This window comes from Serratia sp. SM04 (assembly GCF_040280225.1).
In the GTDB taxonomy this organism is placed as follows: Bacteria; Pseudomonadota; Gammaproteobacteria; order Enterobacterales; family Enterobacteriaceae; genus Serratia; species Serratia sarumanii.
Genome location: NZ_JBEOQT010000001.1, coordinates 620,135 through 636,167, shown reverse-complemented (window position 1 = coordinate 636,167; position 16,033 = coordinate 620,135). Strand labels below are relative to the sequence as shown.

The window sequence follows — 16,033 nt, the reverse complement described above, 5'->3', positions numbered from 1 at the left end:
TTTACTTTACGATTGCAGCAGCGTGCCCCACTGCTCGACCCACGGGCAGGCGGCCACTTCCGGCTCCGGCTGTTCCATCGCATCGATCTCCAGCACTTCGCCAACGCGGGTGGCGCCCTGCTCCTGCAGCAGCGCGTCGAACACGCGCCCGGCGCCGCAGAAGTTGTCATAGCTGCTGTCGCCGAGGGCGATCAGCCCATAGCGCAGCTCCGGCTGGTAGCCGACCTGATCGCGAATGGCGTGGAACAGCGGCGCGATGCTGTCCGGCAGATCGCCCTGCCCGGTGGTGGAGGTAATCACCAACGCGTAGTGCTGACGATAATACTGCCAGGCCTCCAGCGTGCCCTCTTCGAACAGTTTGACCTCATGGCCCTGTTCGCTGAGGATGTTTTGCGCCTCTTCCGCCACCAGCAGCGAATTGCCGTAGACCGTTCCCACGAAGATACCAACCTGAGCCATGGCTCCTACTCCCTTCATTACCTTTAAAAATTGTCAGCTATCCTGACCGTTAGCCGCGCTAAACTCAACCCCGGCAAGTTCAGGGAATACTCCCGCCCAGCCGAACTGCGTCATCACCCCTTGCCAGTCTTCGTCCCAGCGCGCCGTCACCCGCAGCGGCTCACCGGTCACAGGGTGCGTCAGCTGCAGATAGCTGGCGTGCAGCATCAGGCGCGGGCAGCCGAAATGCTGCGCCATGCCGCGGTTCTGCCGCAGATCGCCGTGCTTGCTGTCGCCGATGATCGGATGGCGAAGATGCGCCATGTGGCGCCGCAGCTGGTGCTTGCGGCCGGTTTCCGGCTGCAGCTCCACCAGGCTGTAGCGCGCGCTGTCGTAGCGGCCGACGGCCACCGGCATCTCTACCTGCGCCAGCGGCCGGTAGTGCGTCACCGCCGGCTGCGGCCCTTTATCGGCATCGGCATGTTTATCGGCGATTTTGTCCAGCTCCGCCGTCAGCGGGTAGTCGAGGGTCGCCCCCTCCTGCACGTAGCCGCGCACCACCGCATGGTAGGTTTTCTGCACCTGATGCTGCTCGAACTGCAGCGACAGCAGACGCGCCACCTCGCTGGAGAGCGCCATCAGCAGCACGCCGGACGTCGGGCGATCGAGACGGTGCACGGTAAAGACGTGCTGCCCGAGCTGATCGCGCACCGTCTGCATCATAAAGCGGGTCTCATGACGATCCAGCCAACTGCGGTGCACCAACCAACCCGACGGCTTGTTCACCGCCACCAGGTGTTCATCCTGATACAAAATCTCAATCACATCGCTTTCCCAGGTAAATAGCCGTTTCGGGCGCGAGTATAACAGGCGTGCGGCTCAGCGCTAGTTCACCCATTCGATGGTCACCAGCCGCGTATCGGCGCGGCCGCGATCGTCCACCGCCCGAATGCGGTAGCGCCCGTTGTCGATCGGCCGCCAATCGATCGGCTTTTTGCTGGCGCTGCTGCCGAGATAGATATCGTCGACGAACCAGTACACCGTCTTGCTGTCGGCGTCCGTCACCGCGTTGAAGGCGATTTTATCTCGCCCCTGCTGCGACTGGCGCAGGGTATAGGTGGTATTTTTCAGCGGCGAAGTGATGCGCGGCGCGTTGCCGCCGACGGCGATGCCGTTGTCTTTGCAGCGGTTGACCGGCGGCGCCCGCTTCGGCAGCCCGGCCTGGGCGAACACGTTGGCCAGATCGGAAGGCCAGAACTCAAAGATTTCGGTACGGGTCTGCGCCGCGTCATACGGCGGGCAAACGACCTCGCCGCTGTGAATATCCAGCACCACCGGCCGATAGACGCTGTCGACCTTGATCGGCGACTTGCCGGGAATGAACCAGGTCTTGCCCTTCTGCTGGCACCACGGCGTCGGCAGATCGCCGCTGGCGAGGCAAATATCCACCCGCCGCAGCCGTTGGGGGAACGGGTGCTTCGGTTCCCGCAGGCCGGGGTAGCTGGCATTGACGCTGTCGATGATGTTGAAGAACAGCGGCGCGGCCGCCTCGGCGCCGACCAACGCATTGTTGCCGCGCCCGTCGAAGTTGCCTTCCCACACCACCAGCACGTAAGGACCGAAAATCCCGACGCTCCAGGCGTCGCGAAAGCCCCAGGAAGTGCCGGTCTTCCAGTACACCGGCAGCGAAGAAGAACGCTGCGCCAGCGTATCACCCGGCCGCCGGTGCTGGCGCAGCATATCCAGCGTGATGAAACTGGCCTCCTCGCTCAGCAGCCGCACCGGCGTCGATTCGGCCTCGTTCAGCTGCATACGAAGCGGCCGCAGCTCGCCGCGGTTCGCCAGCAACGCATACAGCTTCGCCAATTCCTGCGCCGTCACCTCGCCGCCGCCCAGTACCAGCGACAGCCCGTAGTGGCTTTCGTTGGCCATATTGGCGACGCCGGTCAGGCGCAAAAACTGATAAAAGGTCGGCTGGCGCAGCTGCGAGGCAACATACACCGCCGGGATGTTGCGGCTGAAATTCAGCGCGTCGGTGGCGGTCACCGGGCCGAGAAAGCGCCGGTCGAAATTTTCCGGCGCATAGGCGCCGAACGACGAAGGCACGTCCTTCAGGATGGTCATCGGATGCAGCACGCCCTGCTCCATGCCCAGCGCGTAGATGAACGGTTTGAGCGTCGAACCCGGCGAGCGTTTGGCGTTGGTGCCGTTCACCTGCCCCTGGATCGGCCGATTGTAATAATCCGCCGATCCCACCAGCGCGCGCACCCCCATATCGCGGCTGTCCACCAGCAGCACCGCGGCGTTTTGGATGCCGCGGCTGCGGTTGCGGGCAATAAAGGCATTGACCTGCCGCTCAACCAGCCGCTGCAACCCGGCGTCCAGCGTGGTGTCGACGCGGGTATCGCGCTGCACCAGTTGCTGCGTCTGCTGGCGCAGCTGTTCGATAAAGTGCGGCGCGATATAGGGCACTTGTTCGGGCTGGCGCAGCGCCAGCGGCAGGCGGAACAGCGTTTGCTGGCTGGCGTCGGTGGGGTAAACCCGCTGCCAGCGCTGGAACAGACGGTTGCGCGCCTGGGTCAACGCGGCGCCGAGCACGCCGGTTTTCGGCTCCAGACGGTAGCTGGGCGACTGCGGCAGCACCGCCAGCGTCAGCGCCTCCGGCAGGGTCAAATCCTTCGGCGACTTGGCGAAATAGATCAGGCTGGCGGCGCCGATGCTTTCGATGTTGCGGCCGTAAGGGGCGTAATTCAGGTAGGCTTCCAGGATATCGCGCTTGGAGTAGCTCAGTTCCAGCTGCACCGCACGCAGCACCTGCAGCAGCTTGCCGCCCGGCGTGCGGGTGTTGAGATGCCAGCGCATGCGCGCCAGCTGCATGCTGATGGTCGATCCGCCCTGCATTTTGCCGCCGGCGACATAGCTGCGCCAGAAGCCGCGCATCAGGCTGACGGGGTTAAAACCGGGGTTGTAGTAGAACCAGCGGTCTTCGTGCAGCAGCAGCCCGCGCACCGCCAACGGCGACACCTGCTCCAGCGGCGTCCACAGCCGGTAGCGGTCGTCGTTGGCCAGGGTGATGCGCAGCAGCGCGCCGTGCCTGTCGTAATAGACGGAAGACTGCGGCAGCCCCTGCCACAGGGGCGGATGCGGCCACAGCCGAATCGCAGCCAGCAGCAGCGCCAGTAAAAACACCGCCATCAAGCCGTTTTGCAGCACGCGCCCGGTCAGGATCTTCATACGTTCTCACCACCCCGGTGCCAGACGCTGGCCTGGCGCCGGAGCCGGCCTAGTCGTTGCCCGCCGGCACCACCACCAGCTTGCCGCCGCCGGCCGACATCGCCTGTACTTCACGATCGTACATGGCTTCGCCGTAGGCCGGTGGAACAATAAAGCTGCCGGTATTGGTGGCCTTGATCTGATAGACGAACTCCTGCACCTCGGTGCCGGCGCTGCCATAGATAATCACCCGATCTTCACGGATATCGCTGTAATCCGGCGCCCAGGTGGAGCCGGTAGCGGCCAGCGGCGACTGCCAACCGCCGCGGTCTTCGCTCTCCTCGCCGGCATCGGCCGGTTCCGGCGGCGTTTGCTGCACCACTTCGAACCCGCCCGGCAGCAGATCGACGATCGCCAGGTTGCTCTGCCCCTCTTTCGAGTTGGCGCGCACCTTCAGATGGACGTTGATCTTCTGCCCCAGCGTCACCTGCGTCACCGGCTTGCCCTGTTCGTCGGTGTAATCGCGGACGATCTCAATGCCGCGCGACAGCGCTTTTTGCGGCGCATTCAGGTCGTAACCGGCCTGCGTCACCACATACCAGGCCGGCGCGCTGCCGCCGTTGGTGAAGCGCACCGCGGTGGCATCGGCGTTGAACTGCCCCTGAACAAACAACCCCTGCAGCTCACTGATGCGCTGCGGCTCACCGCCGCTTTTGCCTACCTGCACGATGCCCAATGCATCCGCATTGGCGGATTGCGCCGCCACCTGGGCCGAATAGCTTTCCAGCGCCAGAATGCTCATCGCGGAGGAGTAGGTGGTGTAACGCTCTTCTTTCAGCGCCTTGACCATATTCTCCAGCACCTGCGGCGGGATCGACGCCACCTTCTCCGGGAAGTGACGGGTAATCAGATACAGCCGCGTCGCATCCTGCACCAGCGGATCGAAATAATTCTGCGTCCACCAGGCGCTGTCATACGCCTTGCTCAGCTGCTGCCAGCTCGGTTGCAACAGCGCGGCGGCTTCGTCGTCCATCTTCAACAACCGATAAGAAGAAGCCAGATACAGCGCGCTCAGATCGGTTTTCCACCCTTCGCCATAGCGTTTTTGCAGCGTATCCTGCACCGCCGCCAGCGAGTTGGTGGTCACTTCGCCTTGCAGCGTCAGCAGGTAAACCGCCCAGCTGCGCAGGCGCAGCAGATACAAATCGTCGAATCCGCTGGCCGCCAGCTCGCGCAATGCGCCGTTGGCCTCGTCCAGCATGCCTTCCGGCAGGGCGTAGCCCGCCGCTTTGGCTTCGAGCAGATACTGCACCACATAAGGCGTGACGAAAGGATCGGCATCCGGCGACGAACGCCAGGCGCCGATCGCTCCGCTGTCGTTCTGGCGCGCGCGCAGCACGCCAAGCAGGTTGCGCAGCTGCTTGCTGACTTCCGCCTGGCTCAGGCTGCTTTTCATCTCGGGGTGGCGGCTCTGCAGCATCAGCGGAATGGAGCGGCTGACGATCTGCTCGGAACAGTAATACGGGTAATCCGCCAGGTACTGCGCCAGCCCGCTGGTCAGCACCAGCGGCGAATTCGACACCGCCGCCCGGCGCTGCGCAAAAGCGTCGAACATCTGACGCAGGCCATCGACGTTCTGGCTGCCGCCGTTCATGCGTCCCATCACCGACTGGGTACGGTACGGCGCCGCCGGCCGCACCGAGGTGCTGACGGTGCGGCGGCTGGCCTGGTCGCCGTAACGGGCGTCGAACACCAGCGGCGCATCGCCCAGCACGGCTTTGGCACGCAGGCGGAAAGCGATCACGCCTTCGCGTTTTTCCGCCAGCGTCAGGCTTTGCGTCGCGTTGCCCACCACCTCCAACTGCGGCGGCGGCGTCAACAGAACGTTGATGGCCACCGACTGGCCGTTCAGCCCGTCGAGGTTGTTGCTGACGCCCACGCTGACGTCGAACTCGTCACCCGGCGCCACCATCGCCGGCACGTTCGGCGTCATGATGAAATTGTCGCGCACCGTGGCGGCGGTTTGCGCCTTGCCGATTTTCTCCGGGGTCACCGAAATCGCCATCACGCGGATCTTGCCGTTGAAGTAGTCCGGCACCGGGTAGACGAACTGCTTCTCGCCGCTGACCTCGGTAATGCCGGACCAATAGGCCACCGGCTTGTCGCGCTTGCGCTTGAACGGGTTGAGGTTGAGATCCAGCCCCTCGCCCGCATCGCCGCCCGGCGCCGCGGTCAGCGCCATCAGCTTGCTGAACTCCGGCAGGATCAGATCGAGGATCTGCGAGCTGCTCACGTTCAGTTCGCGCTTGCTGAAGAAGAACTCCAGCGGATCCTTCAGGCGGTAGCGCGCCACCTGCAGAATGCCCTCATCGACGGCGAACAGCGCCACCTGCTGCGGCGCGTCGGTCTTGACCGTCATCGTCAGGTTTTCACCCGGCTTGATGACCTCCGGCGCCGTCACCTCGAGGCTGTTTTGCCGCGCCTTAGTGCTGATCTTGAACGGCATCACGCCATAGCTCAGCGGGCTCATGAAGATCTCGCTGGAGTTGATATCGCGCACGAACTGCACGTTGATGTAGCCGTTGCCCTCCATGCCGGCCGGCACGCGGATCTTCTGCACCGAGCTGGTGGTGTCGGTGTGGAACCACTGCCAGGCGTAAACTCTGTCCTTCTCGATGGTGATCAAGCCGCTGCCGGTATAAGGCGCGTTGATCGCCACCTCGATCTCTTCGCCTGGCTGGTATTCCGCCTGGTTCAGTTTCAGCTTCAGTTCGGCGTTGCGATCCAGCGAACGGCTCAGGTTGGCGTTGCCGGCCACGCTGTAGGCGACGCGGTTGAGCGTTTTGCCCTGCGCATCTTCAATCACCAGCACGAAGTCGCCCGGCTTATCGGTCGCCAGCCGCAGATCCGCGCCCTGCGCGCTCAGCGCCAGCGGCTGTTCCGACAGCTGCACTTCCTTCATCTTCGACTGGTATTTGTAAACGCCCGAATCCTGTTTGGTCAGCACCGAAATGTATTTCTGCTCGATCAACACCTGCTTCAGGTTCGGCAGGGCGATCTGTTGCAGATTCGGATCGATGGCGATCACGTTCAGATGCCGCTCCGCGTCGCGGTTGATGTAGCCCAGATCGCCGTCCGCCTTCACCCCGATCAGGTAATCGTAAGGCGAAACCAGCGTGCGGGCGGTCGCCGCCACCGAGCGCCCGCCGCCGGCGACGAACGCCTCCGACAGCAGCTGCAGCTGATAAGTAGCGTCGGCGTAGGATTTCAGATCGAGCGGTATTTCAGCCGCGCCGTGCTCATCGGTGGTGCGATCTTCCAGCTCGGTTTCGAACCCGTCGCTGTTTTGCCGATTTTCATAGAACGCATAATCCGGGAAGCGATCGAAGCTCGGATACATCGGCCGCAGCGTCAGCCTGGTGCTCACGCGGCGATCCTGCGCCGGGGTGCCGAACAGGTTCTGCACATCGATGCTGGCCTTCAGCTCGGACGGTTTGACCCAGCCTTGCTGGCGGTTCGGCGTCAGCGCCAGCTTCACTTTCAGCTGATCCGGTTCGAACTCCTTCACATTGACCGCGGTATGGCCGAGCAGCGTGGAGGTATCGTTGTTTTTGCCGATCAGATACAGATAGACGTTCCACTCGCCGGTAGGCGAGTTTTCATCGGTGGTATAGCTCAGCTCGTTGAAACCGCTGGCGCCCAGCGTCAGCGGCACGGTGGTCATCAGCTTGTCGCGCGGATCGCGGATTTCGGCGCGCACCGGCACGCCGGCCAGGCCAACGCCCCAGTCGGCGGCGCGGGTGATCAGGCCGATGTTAAAGGTATCCCCCGGCCGATAAACGCCGCGATCGGAGAACAGGTAACTGCTGAGCGTGCGCGGATCGGTCGGCGTTTGTTCACCGGCGACGTCGAAGCGCGAGAAGTCCAGCCCGCGATCGTTATAGCTGCCGGTCGGCAGGAAGGAGACATCCCCCTCCTTTTCCACCAGGAACATCACCGGCTGGCGCTCGTTGGTGTACACATCGAGCGCCGGGAAACGCACGTGGCCGTCGGCTCCGGTGATTTGGCTGAGCAGCGTCACGCCATTTTTGGCCACCACCGACACGTTGGCGCCGCTGACCGGCGCGCCGCTTTGAATTGACTGCACAAAGACGTCGCGCGTCTTATCCTGCGAGCTCTTGGCGACGATGCCCAGATCGGTCACCACCACAAAGCGCGAATCGCCGACGTCGGGCTGATCTTCCCCGGTGCTCTCGTCCGGTTCCTGTTCTGGCTCGGCGCCCGCCTCTTCCGTCGCCGGTTTCCGGTTCGGCTGCCATTCGGACAGCGTCAGCAGGAATACTCCGCGATGGGAACTGGCGTTGGTGGAGAGATAACGGGAGAGATCGATGCCCTGATAGTTCACTTCCCCCGGCCGCTCGTTGTTGAGCGCCGTCTGGTATTTGAAATGCTCGGTGAAATATTCGTCGTTGAGCCGGTTGAATTCCGTTGACGAGTATTCCCGGCTTTTGAAGGAGACGATGTGCTGCAGCTGGCTCGGGATCACCCGCTTGATGTCCAGCCGCAGGCCCGCCACGTTGCGCGCCGCCACGCTGATCTGTTTGTCGCCGTTGACCGACAGCAGCGAGCCTGCGGACATGAACTGCAGCGATTTCGGGAACTCCGGCACTTCGACCACCCGGTAAACCTTCTTCGGCATTTTGTAACCGCCGACGGAGACCAGCTGGTTGTCTATCTCGATCAGCACGAAGCGGTGCGCCGGGGCTTCGAAACGGAAGCTGAACTGCGGCTGGTAGGCCTCTTCCGCCTCGTTAAGCGTCAGCGGCAGTGGCGTCGCCTGCGCCAGCACGTTTTTGCCGACGCTGTCGACCGTCCATTGATAGAAATCTTCGGCATCGTTGGCGGTCTCGGCATCGCTCGGATCGTGCTGCGGCAGCAGCCAGGCTTTGGTGGCCCGCGCCAGCTCTTTATCCTTCACCGCATCGCTGAAGCCGACCACCAGCGCACGCTGCCCTTGGCCGCCGTCGGTATCCACCACCTGGGCGCTGGCGTCGCTCAGCGCCAGGCTGTACAGCGTCGGTACTTTGACCCAGTTGCTTTTCGCCTCAGCGACCGCATTGCCGGCCGCCGTCGATTTAACGCCTTTGCCGACGGTCAGATGCACAGCACCGCCCTGATCCAGCGCCTGCAGCGGCTCGGAATGCACCCAGGCGTTCAGTTTTTTCTCGTCATAGACCAGGGAGAAGTTCAGCTTTTTCTCGGAGGAAGCGCTGCCCTCCTTCAATCCCAGCGAAATCTGTTTTTCAAAGCTGGCGACGTCGACCGGCGCATTGAACTGCAAATTGAAAATCGCGCTGCGTTTCTGCGCATCTTGCGGATCGCGGTAATACTCGGCCTGCCCCAGGCGGTAATCGAACGCGGGCACGGTGAAGGCATAGCGGGTTTTGGCGAGCTTGACCTGCGGCGCCAGCAAGGTGGCGGGCTCGAGGGTTACGTCATATTTCGCGCCCATCGGCAGCGGTTTTTTCGGCGTGAACACCAGCGTCGACTCATTGCGCCACGCCCACTGCCCTTCCGCAGCCGGTTTGAGGATGATGCCGGCGCTCACGGTTTTACCCACCGCGCTTATCGCCGCGGCCGAGCCGCTGAAGGTCAGGCTCACCGTTTGCGGCGCCTGCCGGGCGGCGGCGTAGTCTATCGGCTCGGGGTTGGCCAACTCGGCGCTGATCTCCTGAACCGCCATCGGCGCCGGTTCGATGGGCTGGGGCCGGTTTTGCCACCAGTGCCAGCCGTAAAACGCGCCGCCTGCGGCGCCAGCCAACAGCAGCAGGCCTAGACCAATCGCTTTCGGGTGTTTATCCACGCCGCTTTCGAGCCGCAAAAAACCGCGCGGCAGCGCAGCCCACCAGGCCGGCGCACGCCAGCTGAGGTTGCCGACCAGCGGTCTCAGCAACCGCCCCAACAGCGACAACACCCCACCCAGCAGGCGGCAAACGCCCTTAACCAGGGTAAAAGGCAAACGCAGGATAAACCTTAATAAATCCATTATTGCAGCACCTCATCATCCTAATGCAGCCCCCGGTCAACCGCCGCGGTTCAACCGAGCCGAAAGACGCCTTCGGCTCTCCTGCCCGGCATCCGCGCGAGTACTCTACACTGCCGGGCGGCAAAAATCTGCGCGCCGCCGGCGAATTACGGCTCTTTATTCAACATCAAATCCAGCTGTTGCAGCAGCACCAGCAGCGGCAGGCTGCTCGGTTCACGATCTTTCAACGCCTCTTCGAAATAAGGCGTGATGGCGAAGCGCGTCGGCAGCGGCGCTTCGGCGTCCAGCAACGCATACATGCGCGGCAAGAACACCCACTGCAGCCAGGCTTCGGCCGACATGCTGTCGATGCAGAACGGCTCGGTGCTGGAGAAGGCCTCATGATCAGGCGGCGCGGCCTGCCACAGCGCCAGATCGCGCATGGATTGTTCAATCGCCTGCAAACTGCGGCGCACCTGGTTATGTATACTCATCTGCATTCCCGATCTCTTTTCATCATGGTATTCAGCGCGCTGGCTGAAAGGCGGCAAAGCATAGCATTTTTATAGCCCAAATTCGGCGCGTCTGAGACAGCCCGCCGTTTTTATCTGGTGGCGTCCGCCGCCGCGCGGCACAATAGGCCCACCGAGTTCACCACACAGATAAAGATTCATGTCCGTAATAACAGAGAAAAAAAACCACGCGACGCCCGGTAAGGCCATGCTGGCTTCGGTCACCGGTTACGCCATGGACGGGTTTGACCTGCTGATCCTCGGCTTTATGCTGCCGGCCATCAGCAGCGAATTAGGATTAACCTCATCGGCCGCCGGTTCGCTGGTCACCTGGACGCTGATCGGCGCGGTGCTGGGCGGCGTGATCTTCGGCCACCTCAGCGATCGCTTCGGCCGAATCCGGGTGCTCACGATCACCATCCTGATGTTTTCCCTGTTCACCGGCCTGTGCGCCGTGGCGCAAGGATATTGGGATCTGCTGGCCTATCGCACCCTGGCGGGCATCGGGCTGGGCGGCGAGTTCGGCATCGGCATGGCGCTGATCGCCGAAGCCTGGCCGGCGGAGAAGCGCAACCGCGCTTCGGCTTACGTCGGCATGGGCTGGCAACTGGGCGTGCTGGCGGCCGCCTTCCTGACGCCGCTGCTGCTGGAACACATCGGCTGGCGCGGCATGTTTTTGGTCGGCCTGCTGCCGGCGCTGGCGTCATTCCTGATCCGCCGCACTCTGGGTGAACCGGAGGAATTCGTACGGCAGAAAGACGCTGGGCAATCGCTCTCCTTCCTGCAGCGTTTGCGCCTGCTGTTTAAGGATCGCGCCACCAGCAGGGCCAGCATCGGCATCTTCATTCTCTGTTCGGTGCAGAACTTCGGTTACTACGGGCTGATGATCTGGATGCCGACTTACCTGGCGAAAAACTTCGGCTTCTCGCTCACCAAGTCCGGCCTGTGGACGGCGGTGACGGTGGTCGGCATGACGTTCGGCATCTGGCTGTTTGGCGTGCTGGCCGATCGCTTCGCCCGCTGGAAGATCTTCGTGTTTTATCAGATCGGCGCCGTGGTGATGGTGATCGGCTATGCCCAGTTGAGCGACCCGACGCTGATGCTGTTCGCCGGCGCCGTGATGGGCATGTTCGTCAACGGCATGATAGGCGGCTACGGCGCGTTGATTTCCGATACCTATCCGGTGCAGGCGCGCGCCACCGCGCAGAACATCCTGTTCAATCTGGGGCGCGGCGTCGGCGGCCTGGGGCCATTGGTAATCGGTGCGCTGGTGACGCAAGTGTCGTTTACCGCGGCCATCAGCCTGCTGGCGGCGATTTACCTGCTGGATATCTACGCCACGCTGTTCCTGCTGCCGAAAAAACAGGGCGCAGGCGATACGCTGGGCGCGATTGGTTAACGCTGAAGAGGGATTAAGGCAGGGCCGCACGCGCGGCGGAATGGAACAAAAAGTTGGGGGCACTGCGTTAACAGTGCCCCCGGTTCGTTTTATAGCTATCCCGCTACACAGCGTGCTCCCTGCTCAATCCTTGAAAACTTTTCCTGCGGCCATCCTGACCAAGCGATCCTTGCATCATCCTGCAGCATCGTCCTGACGCGGTTCCTCAGCCTTCCTGACCCGCCGACAGTCCTGTGCCGGCTCTCAATCTCCGTCCTGGAGGTGTCCCTGGTTTCTATCCTGAAACATCCTGGGCATCTCCTGACGCCATCCTTCGCTCTTGCCTGAGCGCATCCCTTTCTTCTTCCTGAAGCTGCATCATCCTGATGCTTTCCTGCTCCGCCGGTTCCGTTCCGGTAACGATAAGATCGCTTAAATTCCCCGGAATCACAAGGGTTTGGGAGGTGTCTCACACTAAATTAAGCCTAAGAGTTATCCTAAAGAAATTCTAACCAATTGATCTGGATAACAATAATCTCATCGCCTGGAGAAAGGCGGGAAAAATTAAGAGCGATCTCTCACAGCCCGTGTGAGAGATCTCGCACACGGGCGACGGCGAATCCGTCGCCATTCAGTCCAGCACCGGGCGCAGCGCATCGAGGAAATTCCCCAGCGTCGCCGCCAGCAGGGTACGCTTATCGCTGCCGAACTGTTCCAGCACCACGTTGCCGCTGACGTTGCACAACGACACCATCGTCATCTCGGATTCGGTGGTCGCCAGGAACAGCGTTGGCGGCAGCTTGAGGCGCTTTTGCGTCACCAGATGGCCGATCAGGTTCTCCTGCAGGCGGATAAAATCCTCTTCGCTCCAGACCTGCAGCAGGCTCAGACGATGCTCGCCGAACTGCGCGCTCATGTCGCCGGCGTATTGCTGCGTGTAGAAACGGTGCGCGTCCGGCTGCAAACGCAGCTCCAGCGCGGCTTCTACCTTTTCCAACGTCGCCGCCGGTTCGAAAGGCTGTGGCAACCACAGCACTTCGTCCTCGCGGTTCTCCACGATGCAGGGCGACGGCACGCCGTACAGCGCCTGGCTGGCCGGCGCGTGGCCGCGCTCTTGCTGCCACAACTCGACATAGCGTTGAGTGAATTCACGCAGAGCGTGCGATACATCATGGTCCATATTCTTTCCCGCATACGTTAAACTGACGGCCATTGTACCTATCTCTGACCAAGGTGACAGCAGATGTCCTCATATCAAGACCACCAGGCCCTGTCGGGGCTGACGCTGGGCAAACCCACCGCCTACCGCGATCGCTACGACGCCTCGCTGCTGCAGGCGGTGCCGCGCAGCATGAACCGCGAGCCGCTGGGGCTGTACCCCGATAACCTCCCCTTCCACGGTGCGGACATCTGGACGCTGTACGAGCTCTCCTGGCTGAACGCCAACGGGCTGCCGCAGGTGGCGGTCGGTGAAATCAGCCTCAACGCCGACAGCCTGAACCTGATCGAATCGAAAAGCTTCAAACTGTATCTCAACAGCTTCAACCAAACCCCGTTCGCCGATTGGGAAACGGTGCGCAGCACGCTGCAGCGCGATCTGTCCGCCTGCGCCCAGGGCGAGGTGAGCGTCACCCTGTTCAGCGTCGAGCAGTTGGAAGGCACGCCGATCGCCCGCCTGGCCGGCGACTGCATCGATCAGCAGGATATCCGCATCGACAATTATGAGTTCAACGCCGACTACCTGCTGAACGCCGCCGGTGAAGAGGTGGTGGAAGAGCAATTGGTCAGCCACCTGCTGAAGTCCAACTGCCTGATCACCCATCAACCAGACTGGGGCTCGGTGCAGATAAGCTACCGCGGCGGCAAGATCGATCGCGAAGCGCTACTGCGCTATCTGGTCTCCTTCCGCCACCACAACGAATTCCACGAGCAGTGCGTCGAGCGCATCTTTAACGATTTGATGCGCTACTGCCGGCCGCAAAGCCTGACGGTTTACGCCCGCTACACCCGCCGCGGCGGGCTGGATATCAACCCGTGGCGCAGCAACGTCGAATTCGCTCCCGAACGCGGCCGCCTGGCGCGCCAATAAGTGCGAAACATTGCTCAACAACTGAGCTAACGAGCGGTTTATGTTGGTAAAAGCGCAGGGACGGCGGTAAGGTTAAAACGAGGCTGCGGCCGGGCGGAGCGCCCGCTGCGCCGCAGCACGCCAACCATAACGAGATGCTGTTTTGCTGCGTATGGATTACTACCGCCCCGCACCGGGTGCAAAGGAGTTACCTTGATTACACACATCAGCCCGCTTGGCTCTATGGATTTATTGTCGCAGCTGGAAGTAGACATGCTGAAGCGCACCGCCAGCAGCGACCTGTACCGCCTGTTCCGCAACTGTTCGCTGGCCGTGTTGAACTCCGGCAGCCAAACCGACAACAGCAAGCAGCTGCTGTCACGCTATGAAACCTTCGACATCAACGTGCTGCGCCGCGAACGCGGGGTGAAGCTGGAGCTGGTCAACCCGCCGGAAGAGGCGTTCGTCGACGGCCGCATCATCCGCTCGCTGCAGGCCAACCTGTTCGCCGTACTGCGCGACATCCTGTTCGTGCACGGCCAAATCGCCAGCGCCGGCCGTTTCCAGCACCTGAACCTGGAAAACTCGGCCCACATCACCAACCTGGTATTCTCGATCCTGCGCAATGCACGCACGCTGCATCTGGATGAAGATCCCAATATGGTGGTGTGCTGGGGCGGCCACTCGATCAACGAGAACGAATACCTGTACGCGCGCAAGGTCGGCAGCCAGCTGGGCCTGCGCGAGCTGAACATCTGCACCGGCTGCGGGCCGGGCGCGATGGAAGCGCCGATGAAAGGCGCGGCGGTCGGTCACGCGCAGCAGCGTTACCGCAACAGCCGTTTCATCGGCATGACCGAGCCGTCGATCATCGCCGCCGAGCCGCCAAACCCGCTGGTGAACGAGCTGGTGATCATGCCGGACATCGAAAAGCGCCTGGAAGCCTTCGTGCGCATCGCGCACGGCATCATCATCTTCCCGGGCGGCGTCGGCACCGCCGAAGAGCTGCTGTACCTGCTGGGTATTCTGATGAACCCGGAGAACAGCGAACAGGTGCTGCCGCTGATCCTGACCGGGCCGAAAGAGAGCGCCGATTACTTCCGCGTGCTGGACGAGTTCATCATGAACACGCTGGGCGATGCCGCGCGCCGTCACTACACCATCATCATCGACGATCCGGCGGAAGTGGCGCGGCAGATGAAGAAAGCCATGCCGCTGGTGAAGGAAAACCGCCGCAACACCGGCGACGCCTACAGCTTCAACTGGTCGATCCGCATCGCACCGGATCTGCAGCTGCCGTTCGAGCCGACCCACGAGAACATGGCGAACCTCAACCTGTATCCGAACCAGCCGCCGGAGCAATTGGCCGCCGCGCTACGCCGCGCGTTCTCCGGCATCGTGGCCGGCAACGTGAAGGAAAACGGCATCCACGCCATCGAGCAGTTCGGCCCGTACAAGCTGCACGGCGAGCCGCAGATGATGAAGCAGATGGACAGCCTGCTGCAGGGCTTTGTCGCCCAGCACCGCATGAAGCTGCCGGGCAGCGCCTATGTGCCCTGCTACGAAATCGTCGCCTGACCCTCAATCCCGGGCGGCGTAACGGCCGCCCCGTTTTTTGACCTTGCCGCCCATGATGATACACCTACTGATTGTCGACGCCCTGAACCTCATCCGCCGCATTCACGCCGTGCAGGGTTCCCCTTGCGTCAACGCCTGCCGCCACGCGCTGCAGCAGTTGATCCAGCACAGCCGCCCGACCCACGCGGTGGCGGTCTTCGACGAGGACGATCGCCGCGACAGCTGGCGTCACCAAATTCTGCCGGACTACAAGGCCGGACGTTCGCCGATGCCGGAAAACCTGCAGCAGGAGATGCCGCAGCTGCGCGAGGCCTTCGCCGAACTGGGCGTCGCCAGCTGGCATTCTCCCGGCAACGAGGCGGACGATCTGGCGGCCACGCTGGCGGCGAAGGTCGCCGGCGGCGGCCACCAGGTGACCATCGTCTCCACCGACAAAGGCTACTGCCAGCTTTTGGCGCCGAACGTGCAGATCCGCGATTACTTCCAGAAACGCTGGCTGGATATGCCTTTCGTGCAACAGGAATTCGGCGTGCAGCCGCAGCAGCTGCCGGACTATTGGGGGCTGGCGGGGATCGGCAGCAGCAAGATCCCCGGCGTGGCCGGTATCGGGCCGAAAACCGCCGTGCTGCTGTTGCAGCAGTCGGGCAGCCTGGACGGGCTCTATCAGCAGCTGGAACAGGTGCCGGAGAAATGGCGCGGCAAGCTGGAGCGGCACCGCGAGCTGGCCTACGTCAGCAAACAAGTCGCCACGCTGCGTACCGATCTGTCGCTGGACGGCAACCTGCAGCAGCTGCGCCTGCCGATACCATAAGGGCGCTGCA

The 16,033-nt window shown here is 62.4% G+C and carries 10 protein-coding genes; 4 read left to right on the top strand and 6 right to left on the bottom strand.

What is annotated here, in order from left to right; all coding sequences use genetic code 11:
• Positions 1 to 6 precede the first annotated feature (6 nt).
• The 5 genes from ABTW55_RS02855 to ABTW55_RS02835 all read right to left on the bottom strand — a co-directional run bounded on the left by ABTW55_RS02855 (position 7) and on the right by ABTW55_RS02835 (position 10,170).
• Positions 7 to 459 carry a flavodoxin gene (locus tag ABTW55_RS02855; protein ID WP_060422210.1) on the bottom strand — a complete coding sequence of 151 codons (453 nt, stop codon included), beginning with the start codon at positions 457 to 459 and terminating at the stop codon, positions 7 to 9.
• 33 nt (positions 460 to 492) lie between these two features.
• Positions 493 to 1,263 carry a tRNA pseudouridine(65) synthase TruC gene (gene truC, locus ABTW55_RS02850; protein ID WP_060422207.1) on the bottom strand — a complete coding sequence of 257 codons (771 nt, stop codon included), beginning with the start codon at positions 1,261 to 1,263 and terminating at the stop codon, positions 493 to 495.
• A gap of 60 nt (positions 1,264 to 1,323) precedes the next feature.
• On the bottom strand, positions 1,324 to 3,672 hold the full coding sequence (pbpC, locus tag ABTW55_RS02845; RefSeq protein ID WP_047570726.1) for a penicillin-binding protein 1C: 2,349 nt from the start codon (positions 3,670 to 3,672) through the stop codon (positions 1,324 to 1,326).
• Positions 3,673 to 3,721: 49 nt separating this feature from the next.
• Positions 3,722 to 9,697: an alpha-2-macroglobulin gene (locus ABTW55_RS02840; RefSeq protein ID WP_060422204.1), complete on the bottom strand. Its 5,976-nt coding sequence runs from the start codon at positions 9,695 to 9,697 to the stop codon at positions 3,722 to 3,724.
• Positions 9,698 to 9,843: 146 nt separating this feature from the next.
• Positions 9,844 to 10,170, bottom strand: coding sequence for a YqcC family protein (locus ABTW55_RS02835; RefSeq protein ID WP_033638567.1), 327 nt, complete (start codon positions 10,168 to 10,170; stop codon positions 9,844 to 9,846).
• 178 nt (positions 10,171 to 10,348) lie between these two features.
• Between ABTW55_RS02835 and ABTW55_RS02830 the strand changes: the two genes are divergently transcribed.
• On the top strand, positions 10,349 to 11,587 hold the full coding sequence (locus ABTW55_RS02830) for an MFS transporter (RefSeq protein ID WP_060422201.1): 1,239 nt from the start codon (positions 10,349 to 10,351) through the stop codon (positions 11,585 to 11,587).
• A 610-nt stretch (positions 11,588 to 12,197) separates the two neighbouring features.
• Here ABTW55_RS02830 and syd read toward each other — a convergent pair.
• Complete coding sequence (syd, locus tag ABTW55_RS02825) at positions 12,198 to 12,746, bottom strand: SecY-interacting protein (protein WP_033649801.1); 549 nt, start codon at positions 12,744 to 12,746, stop codon at positions 12,198 to 12,200.
• A 63-nt stretch (positions 12,747 to 12,809) separates the two neighbouring features.
• Here syd and queF point away from each other — a divergent pair, with 63 nt between their 5' ends.
• The 3 genes from queF (at position 12,810) to xni (ending at position 16,023) form a co-directional block, all read left to right on the top strand.
• A complete protein-coding gene (gene queF / locus ABTW55_RS02820; RefSeq protein WP_033649800.1) occupies positions 12,810 to 13,655 on the top strand; it encodes an NADPH-dependent 7-cyano-7-deazaguanine reductase QueF in 846 nt (281 codons plus the stop codon).
• A gap of 192 nt (positions 13,656 to 13,847) precedes the next feature.
• Complete coding sequence (ppnN, locus tag ABTW55_RS02815) at positions 13,848 to 15,212, top strand: nucleotide 5'-monophosphate nucleosidase PpnN (RefSeq protein ID WP_019455737.1); 1,365 nt, start codon at positions 13,848 to 13,850, stop codon at positions 15,210 to 15,212.
• 52 nt (positions 15,213 to 15,264) lie between these two features.
• On the top strand, positions 15,265 to 16,023 hold the full coding sequence (gene xni / locus ABTW55_RS02810) for a flap endonuclease Xni (RefSeq protein ID WP_033635747.1): 759 nt from the start codon (positions 15,265 to 15,267) through the stop codon (positions 16,021 to 16,023).
• Positions 16,024 to 16,033 lie beyond the last annotated feature (10 nt).